Origin of the sequence: Aporhodopirellula aestuarii (assembly GCF_023701485.1) — a bacterium.
GTDB classification, from domain to species: Bacteria; Planctomycetota; Planctomycetia; order Pirellulales; family Pirellulaceae; genus Rhodopirellula; species Rhodopirellula aestuarii.
On sequence record NZ_JAMQBK010000039.1, the window covers coordinates 190,950 to 207,261 of the forward strand.

Annotated in this window: 10 protein-coding genes; 4 read left to right on the forward strand and 6 right to left on the reverse strand. The window is 56.2% G+C overall.

Annotated features, from left to right (window positions below):
- Positions 1-570: 570 nt before the first annotated feature.
- The gene (locus tag NB063_RS15020) at positions 571-801 is read right to left on the reverse strand and encodes a hypothetical protein (RefSeq protein WP_250929550.1); all 231 of its coding nucleotides are present in this window, start codon (positions 799-801) and stop codon (positions 571-573) included.
- Positions 802-1,309: 508 nt separating this feature from the next.
- Here NB063_RS15020 and NB063_RS15025 point away from each other — a divergent pair.
- Positions 1,310-2,992, forward strand: coding sequence for a sulfatase family protein (locus tag NB063_RS15025; RefSeq protein WP_407652643.1), 1,683 nt, complete (start codon positions 1,310-1,312; stop codon positions 2,990-2,992).
- Positions 2,993-3,911: 919 nt separating this feature from the next.
- Here the strand turns inward: NB063_RS15025 and NB063_RS15030 are convergent.
- Entirely contained in the window at positions 3,912-6,071 is a 2,160-nt protein-coding gene (locus NB063_RS15030; RefSeq protein ID WP_250929735.1) for a hypothetical protein, read from the reverse strand.
- An 816-nt stretch (positions 6,072-6,887) separates the two neighbouring features.
- On the opposite strand from NB063_RS15030, the gene NB063_RS15035 reads away from it, so the two are divergent.
- Entirely contained in the window at positions 6,888-8,681 is a 1,794-nt protein-coding gene (locus NB063_RS15035) for a hybrid sensor histidine kinase/response regulator (RefSeq protein ID WP_250929552.1), read from the forward strand.
- Between the two features lie 180 nt (positions 8,682-8,861).
- Here NB063_RS15035 and NB063_RS15040 read toward each other — a convergent pair whose 3' ends face one another.
- The 3 genes from NB063_RS15040 to NB063_RS15050 all read right to left on the reverse strand — a co-directional run bounded on the left by NB063_RS15040 (position 8,862) and on the right by NB063_RS15050 (position 11,493).
- Entirely contained in the window at positions 8,862-9,569 is a 708-nt protein-coding gene (locus NB063_RS15040) for a metallophosphoesterase family protein (protein WP_250929553.1), read from the reverse strand.
- Between the two features lie 8 nt (positions 9,570-9,577).
- Complete coding sequence (locus tag NB063_RS15045) at positions 9,578-10,345, reverse strand: YqgE/AlgH family protein (protein ID WP_250929554.1); 768 nt, start codon at positions 10,343-10,345, stop codon at positions 9,578-9,580.
- 128 nt (positions 10,346-10,473) lie between these two features.
- Positions 10,474-11,493, reverse strand: a complete 1,020-nt coding sequence (locus NB063_RS15050; RefSeq protein WP_250929555.1) for a ketoacyl-ACP synthase III — start codon at positions 11,491-11,493, stop codon at positions 10,474-10,476.
- 268 nt (positions 11,494-11,761) lie between these two features.
- Between NB063_RS15050 and NB063_RS15055 the strand changes: the two genes are divergently transcribed.
- Both NB063_RS15055 and NB063_RS15060 read left to right on the forward strand, forming a co-directional pair.
- Positions 11,762-12,730 (forward strand): UDP-glucuronic acid decarboxylase family protein, encoded by a 969-nt coding sequence (locus NB063_RS15055; RefSeq protein WP_250929556.1) that lies wholly within the window; start codon positions 11,762-11,764, stop codon positions 12,728-12,730.
- A gap of 271 nt (positions 12,731-13,001) precedes the next feature.
- On the forward strand, positions 13,002-14,828 hold the full coding sequence (locus tag NB063_RS15060) for a cation:proton antiporter domain-containing protein (protein WP_250929557.1): 1,827 nt from the start codon (positions 13,002-13,004) through the stop codon (positions 14,826-14,828).
- Between the two features lie 249 nt (positions 14,829-15,077).
- On the opposite strand, the gene NB063_RS15065 is transcribed toward NB063_RS15060, so the two are convergent.
- Positions 15,078-16,244, reverse strand: coding sequence for a TlpA disulfide reductase family protein (locus tag NB063_RS15065; protein WP_250929558.1), 1,167 nt, complete (start codon positions 16,242-16,244; stop codon positions 15,078-15,080).
- Positions 16,245-16,312 lie beyond the last annotated feature (68 nt).

The following is a 16,312-nucleotide window of genomic DNA, read 5'->3' on the forward strand; positions in this document are numbered from 1 at the left end:
CGACGTCCCCCAGCCCGCGAAGCGTGGAACACGGTCTCGAAGCCCATGACGCGTGCTTGCTCGGTTGCACCAGTGTTCGATCGGCAGATGGACTGCTGTTACGGTTGATTAATAAATATTACCTGTCTCGGCGTTCTCCCACTAGCGGACGAGGCGGGAAGCTCGGGGATATCTGGCAGCTTGGCTACATTTCGCTTGCCAGCGGGGGCGTATGCAGAGTCACTGCCCGCTGTTGGTCCATGACAACTCTCTGTCGGCAATGATGGATGCACAATGGCTATGAATAAGCAGGTAGACATTCGCGAAACACGGGATCCAACCCAACGCAAAATGATGAGCTAAACAGCATCGCCGGGATCGGGTTGAGAAATCCGTGAGCACATTTTGGTGCTTAGCAGGAAGATCGATTCGACTCTTGTCACGGCCGATCAATCTCGCGCTGTCACACGTATTGGGGACGATGGCAGCGATCGTCGTCGGTATCGCGAACCCAAGCGTGTTGGTTCGGCGTACCTTGGGGATTGCTGGGGAACGATTTCGGAGTCATCAATGTCCCGCTGTGGAAAACGTCTAGAAGAGATTGATTCGTCCTGACTTCCAGGTGCCACGGCGGAGCGTTTCGATGGCTTCTTCGTCGGTGAAGCCGAGCGGGAAGGGCGACTTGACCGGTACGTCTTGCACGGCGGTAACGAAGTAGCGTCCGTCTTCGTGAGGTTCGATCAAGCGAATCTGAAGCCGATAGCCGAGCTGGGTGGCTTTTTCTTCGAGTCGATGGGTTGTCGACGTTTCGTAGATACGCATAGCAGAGTTTTCCGAAGCAGGTCCTCGCGGTCTGACGTGGGGGCGGATGCGTCCGGACGTTTAGCGAGATTTCTGCAATCCTTAGTTTAGGTGAAATCAGCCAAACGCGTACGAAGTCGTCATTGCATGGAATCGATGGCTGCCGCGAGCAATGAGGCAAAAAGAACGCGAGGCGTTCAGTTAGTCGCGGAACTCTATAGAACCAGTTCTTGCGCTGGAGCCTGTTTGGTTTGCCTGGTCGGATGAAAAGAGCGGAAAGTCAGTGTTTTTGTTGACGCATTCGCGAGTGTCGACATTGGCAGTGTCTCTATGGATCTGTTGTGGCTTGATATCAGGTTGTTAGGTCATGATCAGTAACTGTGACAATCTTGATGAATCGTTCGATGGGGTGGTGAACCTCGATATGCTCACGGTTAAACTTGCATCCACCGAATGCACAACGGATTTTGTGATCCTATCCCCACGAGAGACACCGACCCACAGGTGAATGTTGATGAGTTTGAAACTGATGTTGAAACGCAGTTGTTTGATGATCGCCGCGATGGTGATATCGACGCCTATCGTCTCGGCCGCTGACCGACCGAACGTTCTATACATTATGTCGGATGATCATGCTGCCCATGCGATCTCCGCCTACCGTGGTCGTTTGGCCGAGGTCGCTCCGACGCCGAACATCGATCGATTGGCGAAAGAAGGTGCGTTGTTTACGAACGCATTTTGCACCAACTCGATTTGTTCGCCTTCGCGTGCTTGCGTTTTGACGGGGCAGTACAACCACGTCAACGGAGCCTTCGATCTCGACGGCGAAGTCAAGCCGGGCAAGCAGATGCTGGCGATCCAGATGAAAGCTGCGGGATATCAAACCGCAATGATTGGTAAGTGGCACCTGAAAGCCGAGCCGGCTGATTTCGACTATTACTGCGTGCTTCCCGGGCAGGGGAGCTATCACAGCCCTGCGTTCCGTGTTCGCGGCGACAAGCCGTGGGGGAAGAACCTGATCAAGTTTGAGGGAAAACATTCAACGGACGCGATCACTGATCTGACACTCGATTGGCTCAAAGACGGCTGGGATCAAGAGAAGCCATTTTTCTTGATGCACCATTACAAAGCACCTCATGACTACTTTGATAACGCACCGCGTTATGAGTCGTATCTGGCGGACGTGAATATTCCTGAACCGGAAACTTTGTGGAAGCGGGACCCACGGTTCGGATCGATCGCAACTCGCGGAGCGAATGACGAACTGCTCCCGCATATCGGCACCTCAATCGGCGGACGAAACCCGCGTCGGTCGTACTTGATGGATTTGCCTGAGTTGTATCCCAATGAATTTCCACCCAATTTCGACCCAAAGGATTACACGGACGAAGAAAATACGCGTTTTGCCTATAACGCTTATCTCAAAAAGTACCTCCGCTGCGTCAAGGGAATCGACGACAATTTGGGACGGCTGTTCCATCATTTGGAGGCGACCGGCCAACTCGACAACACGGTGATTATCTATACCGGCGACCAGGGATTCATGCTCGGCGAGCATGACTATCAAGACAAGCGGTGGATGTTTGAGGAGTCGCAGCGGATGCCGTTTTTGGTTCGCTATCCGCAGGCCGTGCCGGCGGGCCAGCGTCTCGATAGCATTATCGAAAACGTTGACTATGGCGCCACAATGCTCGATTTTGCCGGTGCCGAAATTCCGGATTCCGTTCAGGGGCGTTCGTTCCGGTCAATTTTGGAGACGGGCACGGAGCCTAGCGATTGGAAGCAGGAAGCCTATTACCGCTATTGGATGCACATGGCTCACCATGACAACCCAGGCCACATGGGAATCCGGACGAAGACCCATAAACTGATCTATTACTATGGCTGCAACTACGACGGCGGTTATCAAACTCCGGCGGGTTGGGAGTTGTATGATCTCGTGAACGATCCTCATGAAACGAAGAATCTGATCGATAGTCCCGAGCACGCAGGTTTGGTCGCTGAATTGAAGACTCGGCTCGCCGAAACTCGAAAACGTGTCGGAGATGACGGAAGTCACTATCCGAAGTGCGAAGAGGTTGTCCAGCAGTTTTGGGATTATGATGAGGCGGATCGAGCTGAAGCCGAGCAGATTTCACACCGCTACCTCGAGCGTCGCCTGCAGGAACTCAAGGCCGGCAAACGCAATGTCAAAACGTGGTCTGGAGAATAGGGTTTGGTGAAAGCAATCGTCACGCTGAGCTGTTTGGTTTTCGCGTGATTCACGGTTGCGGAGCCACCGCCAACAATCATTCCCTTTGTCGGCGTTGAAGATTTGCGATTCGAGCTCGGCAGTTGCGCCGAGCACATCAAACGCCCCGCCTCGATTCGTCGAGGTTTGCGGCCTTCGATAACGTCCAACCAGCGGTCGACGCTGCAGCGAGATCAGATCGCTGGCGTGGGCTACGTCCCGATACGACGGGCTTGGTACCGTGAACTATTTGCTCGATGCACCCCAGCCCGACCGGATGTCGACGTCGCGGTTCATTCTTGGGCACCGTCATCGAACGTTTTGTTGCGCAGGTTTTCTATCGTGCGAATGCTGACAAGGCGTATCGTGACGGTCTGGATTTTTGCAGCCGTCCGTGGCTAAGCCGACTCAGAAGCCGCCACGCTTGAATGGCGACTGCGCGCGAGCCGTATGGTCACCATAGTTTCGAAATCGCCAGGGTGAATTTGGTTTTGAACTCAGCGTACGCGTAGAGCGTGAATCGGATACAGGTATTGCTCGTCGCGGGGCCGGATGCTGTTCGCTTTCGAGCGTAAAGGAAGTGACGAGGGCAAGAGCCTTTCGCGACTCAACGCAACGGCTCGTGTTCGTATTCATTGTGTCGAAGCGGTGTGCCCTCCTGGGACGCCCGCTGAAAGCTCGTTTCGCGATCCTCTGAGTATCGCCGGGCGGGTCAAGTGACTTTTCACTTGTAACGACGTCATCTCTTGCAACAGCCTGAAATTGGTATGGATTTATTGAGTAAAGGGATGATCTGGGCGCATGAAAAAACCGCGTGAGCGGATGCTCACGCGGTTTCATGATTAGTGTTCCCTAGGCGAGTCCGGCGGGTGCGCCGGGCTCGTCATCGGGAAGACTTGGATTAGCCACCGCAAGTGGTGCAACCTGCACCGGTTTGCATGACAGGAGCCGATTCGACTGGAGCGGACTGATAAACAGGAGCCGATTCAACAGCCGTGCCACATCCGCAGCCAGCACCTGTACCAACACCAGCACCAGCGGCGCCGTTACCGTAAACAGGGACTTGGATGGTCGTCGGAACTTGCTTGCAAACTTGGACTTGAACTTCCTTCATCGTCGTCACTGGGACGCAGACGGTGTAGCTTTCCGGCACTTCTTCGGTGACGGTGTCATAGACAGTCACGTCGTAAGTGCGGGTGCGTGTTTCAGGAACGTTCACGGTGTAAGCAACTTCGCGGGTGCGTTGTTGCGTTTCCATACGGGTCTTGTTGACCGTACGGGTACGTTCTTCGGTCGTCATGGTCGTTTGTGGGACCATGCGAGTGCGAGTTTCCATACGGGTCTTTTGGACAGGAACCGTACGGGTTTTGGTTTCGGTACGGTACTTGGTGACGTCGTACGAACGCTCACGTTGTTCTTGACGGCATTTTTGCACGCTGATGGTGCGCGAGCGTTGCTCGGTGCTCATCGTCGTGTAAGCAACCTCGCGGGTGCGAGTTTCCATGCGGGTCTTTTGAACAGGAACCATACGGGTCTTGGTTTCCGTGGTCATCGTCGTCACAGGAATTTCGCGGGTGCGAGTTTCCAAGCGAGTCTTCTGCACGGCAACTTCGCGAGTGCGCTCTTCCGTGCGGTACTTCGTGACAGCAACTTCACGGGTACGTGTTTCTGCACGAACTTTCGTTACCGGAACCATGCGGGTGCGGGTTTCGGTACGGCACTTGGTGACGTTAACCATACGTTGACGAGTTTCCATACGCATGCGGGTAACCGGGACCATACGGGTCTGGGTTTGGCAGGTGTACGAAGTCGTGGTGTAGGTGTAAGGCACCTTTTCGGTCGTACGTTGGTACGAAGTGACAGGAACTTGTTCGGTCACGACGTTAGGAACGTAAACGCGACGATAGGAGACAGCAGGTGCACAAGCCGAAGCTGCTGCACCGCCTCCACCACAACCGCAGGCGCTTTCGCATCCGCCGCAACCACCACAAGGGTTGCAACAGCGGCGAGTCGCACAACCACAACCGCTCGAAGCGGCTGCAGGAGCGGCAGCAACTGCTTGGCATTCGTAGCTGCCACCGGCGTCACGTTGAACCGTCTTCATGCTCGTCACTGGGACGCATTTGCTGACGGTGCGGTACGCGGTGTGTGTTTGTTGAACAGGAACACGCACGGTGTAGTTCCGAGCAACTTGCTCGGTGTAAGGGACTCGAACGGTGTACGTTTGAGCGACTTGTTCGGTGTAAGGAACCGTTACGTTGTACGACTGTTCAACTTGCTCAGTGTAGGGGACGTTGACGGTGTACGTTTGGGTTTGCGTTTCGGTGTAAGGGACCTGAACGCTGTAGGTTTGGGTAACCGTTTCGGTGTAAGGCACGCAAACTTGGTAAGTTTGGGTTTGCGTGGTCGTTACAGGGACTTGAACGGTGTAGGTTTGTTCCACTTCTTCGGTGTAAGGCACGCACACTTGGTACGTTTCTTCACGAGTGGCTTGGACAGGAACCTGAACCGTGTAGGTCTGTTCGACCTGCTCGGTGTAAGGAACGTTGACCGTGTAAGTTTGAGTTTGAGTTTCCGTGTAAGGGACTTGGACCGTGTAGGTCTGCTCAACTTGCTCGGTGTAAGGAACCGACACTTCGTAGGACTGTTCGACTTCGGTCGTGACAGGAACCTGAACAGTGTAGGTTTCTTCTTCGGTGTACGGCACTGCGACTTGAACGTCGTAGGTTTCCGTACGGGTTTGAGTTTGAGGAACGTTGACGGTGTATTCTTGCGAGCGTGTTTCCACGCGGGCAACTTGCTTCGTCACGCTCTTCATGCGGGTCTGGGTTTGACGCTCGTACGAGGTGGTCGGAACCATGCGGGTTTCCGTCACGTACTGCGAACGCATGACCGTTTGCGTTTGATAAGACACGGTTGGGCCGCAGCCGCCCGCGTCACCATATGCAACTGCTGAACCTTCAGAAGCACATCCGCTTCCGGTGGCGCAACCGCCGCAATCTCCGCATCCTGCGTGGACCGAAGCAGCGAACAACATCGCTGCGGCGAATCCCATAAACATCCTCATTACACTCGACTTCATTGAAAACCCTCTCGAAATGCTCACGACCTGTGAGGCAACAGAAGAAACACGGGTAAGCTTTAACGGCTGCGCATTCTGGGCGGACATCGCCCTTCAGCCCCAAAAGGTAGATGCTAGGGAACTTGTGTCAACAATGCGGATTGGTTTCCCAAGCAAGAATTCGCGTTTTTTCACCGGTGAACGCCGGTATCCTTCAGGGCGGCGATTCGGTTGCGGTTAAAAGAGGGGGTTGGCCTGCGATTTTTGAGCTTTTTTACGGGTTTCAGAGAAAATCCGGATTCGCAACTTTGTGCCAGCAAGGTGACTTGAGAGAGCGAATAGCTCGGTTCCTGATCGGCGTCTAGTGAACAAACCGATGACGTCTTCGTGGCCGCTTCGGATGCAGGCAGATGGGCGATGAAAAAACGCTCGATCATCTCATGCAGGGCCGCTCCGCCGGTGTGCAGGTGATTCCAGTGGAGGGATTCCAAGGAATCTAAAAAACTTCCCACATTTACTTCGACTCTTAGGACACGCGTATCTGGGCTCAGCTACCGGTTGGTTTCCTGTAAGGGCTTGTGAGGGCCGGCTTCGCCCCCTTGGTCTTGGGTGGGCTCAAGTTGCCGTCGTGACGGTTCGAATAATTGCCATGGGATGGGTGCTACAAATTGTAGAAAGTAGTTGAAAACGGTTATCATTCTGCAAACATGTAGAAGTGTGGGCGCAGACTTATTGGTACGCTGCTTTGGGTGCGGTGGTACGAATGCTTTTTGTGCACCTACGTGAAGCGCTTCCAGAGGTGGGGGAAATCAACCTGTGTCGAAAATTATCTGGGTAGGCGATGGCGACTTGCCACCGGAAGGTTCGTCCGCCGCCGCTGCCGTCGATTCGGGTGGTGTTGAGTGGGAGCGGGCGGATTCCGTCGTCGAGGCTTTTCCTCTTCTCGAAGGCGAAGATGTCGCCGGTGTTTGGCTGGACCGAACCAGTTTGCCTCAGATATCGGAAGTCCGAGGGATTACCCAGAGTGGGCTGATGCTCCGCGACATGCCCGAGGGCGTCGCACTTCTGGATTCCGATTTGCGGGTCATTTGGGCAAATCGGCAGTTATTGCAGTGGGCGGAACGGGAAGAGGGCACGCCGCTGGGGATGACGTTCTACGAGTTGCTGCATAACCCCGAGATCATGGGGCCGGATTTTTGTCCGTTTCACACCTCATTGGCCACAGGTGATCAAAGCCATTCAACGCTGCACAGCGCCGGCAGCCAGTATTTCAAAGTTCACGCGGCCCCGATCCATTCGCCCGATGCTCCGCGGCACCTGATCGTGACGATCAGCGACATCACCGAGGAAATCCTGCAAGAGCAGAAATTGGCGGCGATCCACCAGGCGGGCCGTGAGCTCGCGGATCTCCGCCCGAATGAAATCTTCATGATGGAAATTGATGAGCGGATTGATCTGCTTAAAGACAATATCCAGCATTACCTACGGGACCTGCTGAATTTCGAGGTGATCGAGATTCGAGTCCTGGAACAGTCCACCGGCGATCTGCTGCCATTGCTGAGTGTCGGAATCGATGAAGAGGCGTCCGATCGGCGGTTGCTCGCTCGGATGCACGAAAACGGGATCACGGGATACGTCGCGGCGAGCGGTGTTCCGTACATCTGTCACGATGTTCTGAATGACCCGTTGTTTATTCCCGGTGTTGCGAACGCCCGCAGCTCTCTGACGGTTCCCCTGATCTTGCATGATCAGGTTTTGGGGACGATCAATGTCGAAAGCCCCGAGGTCTCGGCTTTTTCCGATAGCGACCTTCAGTTCTTAGAAATCTTCGCCCGTGACATCGCGTTCGCTCTGAACACGCTCGAATTGTTGGTGGCCCAGAAGGCGAACACGGCCCAGCAGAGTTGCGACGCGATCCATAGTGCGGTCGCGATGCCCGTCGATGCGATCCTCAACGATGCGGTGCACGTGATGGAAGGCTACATTGGGCACAGCCCCGAGGTGATGGACCGGCTCGGTCGAATCCTGCAGAACTCGCGGGATATCAAACGAACGATTCAGCAGATCGGCCAGAAAATGACGCCGCTCGAGGCCGTCGCGGCGGATGAAAAGTCCGAACAGCACGCGGCACTTCGTGGCAAACGGATTCTAGTCGTTGATGAAGACGAACAGGTTCGGGAAGACGCCCACCGCTTGCTCGAGCGGTATGGATGCGTTGTCGAAACGGCCCACGCGGGGGACGAGGCGGTGTTGATGGTTCGTCGAAGCGGCGGTGAGGATTCGTACGACGCGATCATCAGTGACATCCGATTGTCTGACTACAGTGGCTATCAGTTGATGCTGAGGTTGGGCAAGTTGATGGATCACGTGCCGATGATTTTGATGACCGGGTTCGGGTACGACCCTGGGCACTCGATCGTGAAGGCGAAGCAGAACGGTTTGCATCCCAAGGCTGTGTTGTACAAACCGTTCCGGTTGGATCAGTTGATTGACGTTTTGAAAACGGTGTTGGAGGCGACGCCCAAGCCGAAGGGCGAGAACGAAGGCTTGGCTGACGAAGAAAACGCGGCCGGGCATCCTACCATCACCTCCACTGGTGCCCGGCCGTAGGCGGGAGATTCTGCGGGGTGAGTGAGTCGACGATGCGGAGAACGCGTTGGTTGACCGGATTGGACCTTTAATGTGGCGGATGAGGTCGTGCGCCCCCGCGACGAAGCGTGCCAAGGGTCCGATGGTCTCGGCCACAACGGCGACGTCTGCAAGGGGCGGCTCGCGGCCCCTTTTGGAGCGTTATTTCCGCCGGAGCCAACCGATGCAGCCGCTGATCGCATGCAGTAGATGCTCAATCGGGACGCGTCGGACGTGGCCGTGCAGATCCGCTTGCGTGACTTTGTGAGTCTCCAGGTTGACCGCCGTGAGGAAACCGCCCCCGAAGCAATAGGTGTCGACGCCCACGAGGTGCGCGTGGCACAGGATTTCACCGCTGGGCTGCGGCGTGTGGCCGAGGTAAACCCGTTTTCCGCTGACGTGTGGGATCGGCAGTGGTTTGGGCAGGTGAGCCCAGTAAGTCAGCTCGTCGCTTTGCTCGGCGATGTTCAGCAGCGGGTTGTACATCGCGTGAACGAATATTTCAGATTCGGTCTCGTGATGCCGATTCAATTGGCAAAGGAATTCGAGGTGGCGGGAGGGGATTTTGGCTGCCGAGCCTCCGTAGCTGGTCACGGTGGCTTTCCCACCGCTTCGCATCCAGGTTTCGTCATTGAGGTCGTTCATCACGACGCCCTGCAGCATGATTTCGTGGTTGCCTCGCAGCGGGATCACACGGCATCGCTCGGAAAGGTCGATCAGTTGCTCGATCACGTCGCGTGAATCAGGGCCACGATCGACGTAGTCACCGAGGAAGATGACTTCGTCGTCGCTGCCCAGCGATAGCGCGGTAAGCAACGAACGCAACGCTTTGCCGCATCCATGGACATCACCGATGACGTAGCGTGCCATGCGTTCTGTTAGTTCACTGTCGGGTCAAACCCTTGTTTTTCGTCGGGGAACGAAAGGTCCGGGCGAAGGTCTTTAAGAATCTCGTGACCACACCGGTGCACGAGTTTTTCCCACACGTCATCGGATGGGTCGAAGATCGAATCGGCATCGGCTCGAGTCACGAGCCAGCCACCGGCTTGGAGTTCGTGTTCGAGTTGTCCCGAGCCCCATCCCGAATAGCCGACGATAAATTTGAGTCGAGACTCTTCTCGGCGGAGGAGGATCCGCAAATGGTCTTCGTCGGCGGTCATCCAGGCGGGGACTTCGGACCACTGAATCGACATGGATCCCCAAGGTTCCGCGGGGTGATCGTGGAGCGTCGTTTTGGTGCCGGCGGGGTCGTGCCCCTCAGGGGCGCCGGGGGTCATCTCGTCGGGGTTGCCGCAGGGGTCCCCGATTCCGGCGATTTCGTGGAGGGCGAGCAACGGCCCTTCCACGGGGCCGCCGATATAAATTTGATCTCGGAAGGGGCCCTGGCCGGCATTTGCCCCCGGGGATTGGGGAGTCTGGTTGCCCGGGTCGCTGGGCGAGACGTCGGTATGGCTCGATTGCCACGTCGGGCTCGACATTTCCACGACTTCGCTAAAACGTTTGGACGAGCTGCGGTTGATGACGACCCCGAAGGCTCCTTCGCCGGAATGTCGAATGACGAAGACTACCGAGCGAAAGAAATGCCCGTCGGTCAGATACGGAGAGGCAACGAGAAAGCAACCGGTGCAGTTTTGAGATTTGCTCATTGTCGCCCACCCTCTTTGAAAAAATGCGTCGTCGCGATTCGCGTTCTTCACCATCGAAATTCGAGAGTCTGGATGCGGGCGGCGCGGAATCGGATCCGGGCGAGTTTGGTTACCTCGACCGAGACGGCTTAGCCCATCGGATTTTCGCCGATCCAATCATCACGCCACAAACATCCGGCCCATGAAAGTCCGACGCCGAAACCGACGAGCATGTTCGTGTCCTTGTTGCTGAGTTCGCCTCGACGACGGATGCGATCAATCAAGATCGGCAACGTACACGATACCGTGTTGCCAATATCCGCCAAGTCGATTGGGAGCCGTTCTTCAGAAACATTCATCCGTAGCCGAAGTTGCTCAAGCATTTTCCACGTTGCTTGGTGCATGAGGTATCGATGCACGTCGCTGTCGGTCAGGGAGTTGGCCTCCAGAATTTCGTCGACCAACCGCGGAATCGCCTCGACGGTGAAGCCGATCAGGCTGGGGCCGTCCATATACAGGCGGCTTTTCCAGCGTTTACGGTGACGAGGCCGAATCGCCTCTGCGGTGGGCCGCGCCCCTCCATCGCCCACGATCAGCATGTCCGCGCCGCTGCCATCACTGCCGAACTGGAAACCCCACAGGCTGGGGCGGTCACCGGCGGTCAGCAATGTCGCCGCGGCGGCATCCCCGAAGATCGTTCGCAGGCTGCGGTCATTGTCATCGATGTATTTGCTATACGTTTCCGCGGTCAGCAACAGCACGCGTTTGGCCAAACCGCTCTGGAATAGTCCTTCAGCCATCGCCAGCCCATACACATAGCCACTGCAACCGAGGTTGAAGTCGATCGCGCCGCAGTGGGTCGGCAGGCCGAGACGGTCCTGCAGCAGGCAGGCGGTTGTCGGCAGCGGGTAGTCGGGCGTCTGGGTGCACAGCAGAACGAAATCGATTGATGCCGGATCGATCGCCTCGCGTTCGAAAAGCTCTGTGGCGGCGTTGTAGGCGAGGTCGGCGGCGGTCACGTCCGGGGCGGCGATATGTCGCTGGTGAATCCCCGTTTTCTCCTCAATCAGCGGCAAATCCCAGTTGGGAAACTGTTGCTGGAGGCTTTTGTTGTCTTCCACCCGTGGCGGCAAATGAACGGCAATCGGACCGATTTGAGCGTGAGGCACGTGAATTTTTCAGCGGGCGGGGGAGTAAAAGTGATGACTAATTTTGAGAGTAACGACCTTGGGGCGATCGCTTCCAGAGCGTACCAGTCCGCTCGCGTGGGTGGAAGCAATGTTGTTTTCCGCAGCGATGTGTCGAATTTTTGGGTTGAGAGCATCTTAACGGCCCCAGAATTTTGCTGGGAGGACTCGGGCAGATCGATGGGTCGACAGATTCCGCGTGCCCGAGCACTATATCGGCATCCTCATTTCCTTACACGAAAGCTTCTCAATGATCGATCGCATTCTCGTAACGGGCGGGGCCGGATTTCTCGGGTCTCACATCTGTGAACGGCTCGTCGAGGAAGGTCACGACGTCATTTGTCTGGATAATTTTTTCACCAGCCAGAAAACCAACGTCGTTCACCTACTCGGCCGCCCCAATTTCGAGCTGATTCGACACGACATCACCCTGCCGATCCATCTGGAAGTGGACAAGATTTATAACATGGCGTGTCCGGCGGCACCTGGACACTACCAATACAACCCGATCAAAACGATCAAGACGAGTGTACTCGGTTCGATCAACATGCTCGGTATCGCCAAACGCTGCGGTGCGAGAATTTTGCAGGCCAGCACGAGCGAGGTGTATGGCGATCCCGAAGAGCACCCGCAGACCGAATCGTATCGGGGGAATGTCAACCCGATCGGGATCCGCGCCTGTTACGACGAAGGCAAACGGGTCGCCGAAACGTTGTTCATGGATTACCACCGCAGTAACAATGTGGACACGCGAATCGTTCGGATTTTCAACACCTACGGCCCGAGGATGCACCCCTACGATGGCCGAGTGGTGTCGAACTTCATCCGCCAAGCGCTCGCCGGGCAAGACATCTCATTGTTCGGAGACGGATCGCAGACGCGGTCATTCTGTTACCGCGATGATCTCGTCGAGGTCATCATTCGGATGATGAACCAAGACGATTTTGTCGGTCCGGTGAATATCGGCAATCCAGACGAGTTCACGATCCGTGAGTTGGCGGAGAAGGTTATCAAGATTTGCGGTTCTTCCAGCAAGTTGACCTTTGCCCCCTTGCCAGCCGACGACCCGACCCGCCGTCGTCCAGACATTTCGCTGGCCAAGGACAAGTTGGGATGGGAGCCCAACATCAAACTCGAGGACGGCTTGAAGCATACGATCGAGTGGTTCAAGACAATTGACTTGGGCGACTATCGTCCGCCAACGCCGAACTACTCATAGCCGCCGTAATGACAGGGCCGCAGAGGTGACAGGACCGCAGAAGTCATGTGGCCGCCGAAGATCCAAGGTCAGATTGGTGGGCGTTGCGGTCGGTTTTGCGAGCGAGGCTGCCTCCCGCGATACGCCTGGTTCCGGTGTCCGCCGTGTCGCACTAGCGCCGGGGTGTCGGATTAGGTAAACTGCTGCCTCAACGTCCCCTTAGCATCTTTGCCAGAAATCGTCCGCGGCGATTGTTGGCAGGCGTTCCTCACCCGATCTCAGTGCCATAGCCATGATGACTTCCCTGAGATCTTGTTTGCTCGGCGACACTGGGGTGGCGAGTTTTGCGGGCATCGAATCGCTACTCGCCGACGGCGAAAGCATCGTCTCGTCAACTTCCTTTGGGCAATCAGAACCGATCCACATCGCAACGACGGTCGGCCTTCTGCTCGCCGCGAGTCTGGTCGCAGGTTTGGCCAGTGAGATGCTGAGACTCCCGAAAGTCACCGCGTATCTAATCGCGGGGCTGCTGCTCGGCCCAAGCGTCTTCGATATCATTCCGCATGCGCACCACCCGTTTCTCGAGCCGTTGACCAAGCTCGCTATGGCGCTGGTGTTGTTCTATCTCGGGACGTTGTTTCCGTTTGATCAGATGCGGCGGATTCGAAAGAAAGCGATCCCGCTGTCCGTCGGCGAGATGTTCTTTTCGGCCCTGTTTGTAGCCGCGGGCGTTTATCTGCTCGGTCTATCGCCGGCGCAATCGGTGTTGTTGGGCACGCTCGCGATCGCAACGGCGCCCGCGACGACGATGTTTGTGTTGCGGGAAACCAATGCGGAAGGCCCGGTGACGAGTTTGACGGGGACGCTCGTGACGTTGAACAATCTGGTCGCGGTTATCGCCTTCGAATTCGTCTGGTTGGGGATCGAATTAGCGAGTGCGGGCGACACGCAGACGTTGTCGATCGGGTCGACGTTGATGCGTCTCGTCCAGTCGCTCGGCGGTGCCTTCACGCTCGGCCTGATCGGCGGTCTGGTGATGAGTTACGCGTGTGAGATCATGCACACGCGTCGTTGGTTGGTGTTGCTCGTCGGCATTTCTTCGCTGTTGCTCGGGCTCAGTGAATCGTGGAACCTTCCCTACATGCTCGTGTTCCTGGTGGTGGGCGTGGTGGTTGTGAACTCCTCCAGTGGCACGCAAAAGATTACCGACCAGCTCGATTCGATCGGCGGCTTGCTGACCGTCGTGTTCTTTTCGGTTCACGGAAGCGAACTCGATCTTAGCTTGCTCATGGATGTCGGTATTATTGGTGCGGGATACGTCGTATTGCGAAGTTTCGGCAAGGTGTTTGGAGTTTGGGTGGTCGCGTCTCGCACCGGGGCTTCACCACAGATCCGAACATGGCTCGGACCGGCGCTGTTGGCGCAAGCCGGTGTGGCGATCTCGCTCAGTGCCACCGCGACGGCGCGGAATCCCGAACTCGCCGGTCACGTCCAAACGATTGTGCTCGGCACCGTCGTCGTGTTCGAAATATTTGGGCCGCTGCTGACTCGCGCGGCGGTCTTGCGGAGTGGTGAGATGCCGATCGCTAATTCGATCCATCACACGTTTGGAACACCGCTCAGTGCCCTTCGGAACGTGTTCACGAGGTTGGCCGGATCGGCAGGTTTGCTGAATAAGAGAACCGCTCTTTCCGAACGGATGCGGGTCGAACAGGTGATGCGGCGGAGCGTCGAAGGTATCGCCGAAAACGCCGATTTTAACGAAGTCGTTCACTTCGTCGAGCATTCACACGACAACACGTTTCCGGTCGTCGATGATGATCGATGCGTTGTCGGTTTGATCCGTTTTGACCTGCTCAACCAAGCGTTCTTTGATCCGCACTCGGATCACCTCGTTCGCGCCGGCGATTTGGCGACGCCACCGGATTTGTTGCTGTATCCGTCCCAGCCGGTTCGTGCCGCTGTCGACTTGTTTCGGCAAACGAGCGATGACTGCGTGGCCGTCGTGACCGACGAGGCACCACATCGATTGATCGCAACGGTCCGCCGCAGCGACCTGACGAGCCTCTTGATCCGAGACCGCAAAGCCGGTCTGGGCGGAAACGACTCGTCGCAGTAGTCACGCGGCTTTCTGAGCCGCGGCAATTCATTCGCTGTCGTTCGTCACGGAATCGCGATCGTGGTGGCAACGAAGTGGAATGCGTGTTCTTAACCGCCGCTGTGCTTCAAAACGCAAAGAGGTGTAGGAAGAATGCCGAGCACTCCTCTTACACCTCTTGTTTTGTTGTAGCGATGCCGATGATTGACCTGACACGCATGAGAGTGAAGCGTTCACTCGATGACGTGAGCGGTCAGACGGCCGTCGGTGCTATTTTTCGTCGACCGTTTTTTCTTCGTCGTCACTTTCTTTCGACGCCATCTCTTTGAGCTGCTCGAGCATTTGTTCCATGCGTTCTTTTTGCTTGCCCGTTGACGTTTCAACCGCTTTGATTTGAGCCTCGATGGCTTCCTCAAAGTTGGACATCGATGCCTGCATCTGGGCGACCAGCACGTGCATGTAAGGTTTGACTTCATCCTCGGCGCCTTCGACTTCAGCATTGATCGCCGCGATCGTTTCGGCGGCCAGCGGTCCGGGGTCGGTGCCCTGTTGCATCGATGACATCAGGCCGTATCCGAACTGAGTGACTGCTTCGGCGTCACCTTTGGCATCGGCGAGTTGTTTGCGGAAGAAGTTGATGACTTCATCACTGCGGTCACCGGCATCAAGTCGCAAGTTGAAGCGGAAGTTAATGAGTTGCTCCCGGATTATTTCGCTGCGGGGATCGTCGCCTGTCATTTCTTCGATCACTTTGTCGACGACTTTGATTGCGTCTTCAAACTTGCCGCCACCGGCGAGTTGATTGACCTTTTGCATTGCGGCAAGCAGTTTTTCCTGCTGCTTCATTTGCTCCTTGTAGGCTTCGCGATCCCATGTGCCCGCAACGACTTCGGCGAGTGGTTCGTCGAGTTCCATCGGATGGCCGATCCATTCGATCAAGCCGGTTTTGCCGACGAGAAAAGACGACGGGATGCCGTTTTGGCCAGCGGCCAGCATGTAGTCTTCGCTAACCGATGCGTCCGGGTCGACGGTGAGGGTGTAGGCGCTGGTGAGTTCCGCAAAGGTCTTGTCTTTGCCTGGGTATTCTTTCTCGAGCAGTTCTTCGACGGTTTCGAGATCTTCGTCCGAGACACTGATGATCCGCACGCCTTCGCCGCGATACTTGTTCTGTAACTCGGCGAGGTGCGGCATGCTTTGAATGCATGGCCCACACCACGTTGCCCAAAACTCGACCACGTACACTTTGCCTTTTTCGAATTCAGTCACTTCGCCGAATCCGTCTTTGGTTTCGTGCACATAGTGCTCGATATCCAGGGCGGGAGCCTTATCACCGATATGCAGAGTGACTTCGGCCGAAGCAGGTTGCGCCGCCAAGAAGCCCGTCAACAAGACGGCTGATGCAAGTGTGACGGTGGAGTGGAAGAATCGACGGGTCATGCGAAAACCTGAACGGGTTGTTTTGGGTTAAAAAAGGACGGGAGTCGGGACGGCCGACGGAAACCATA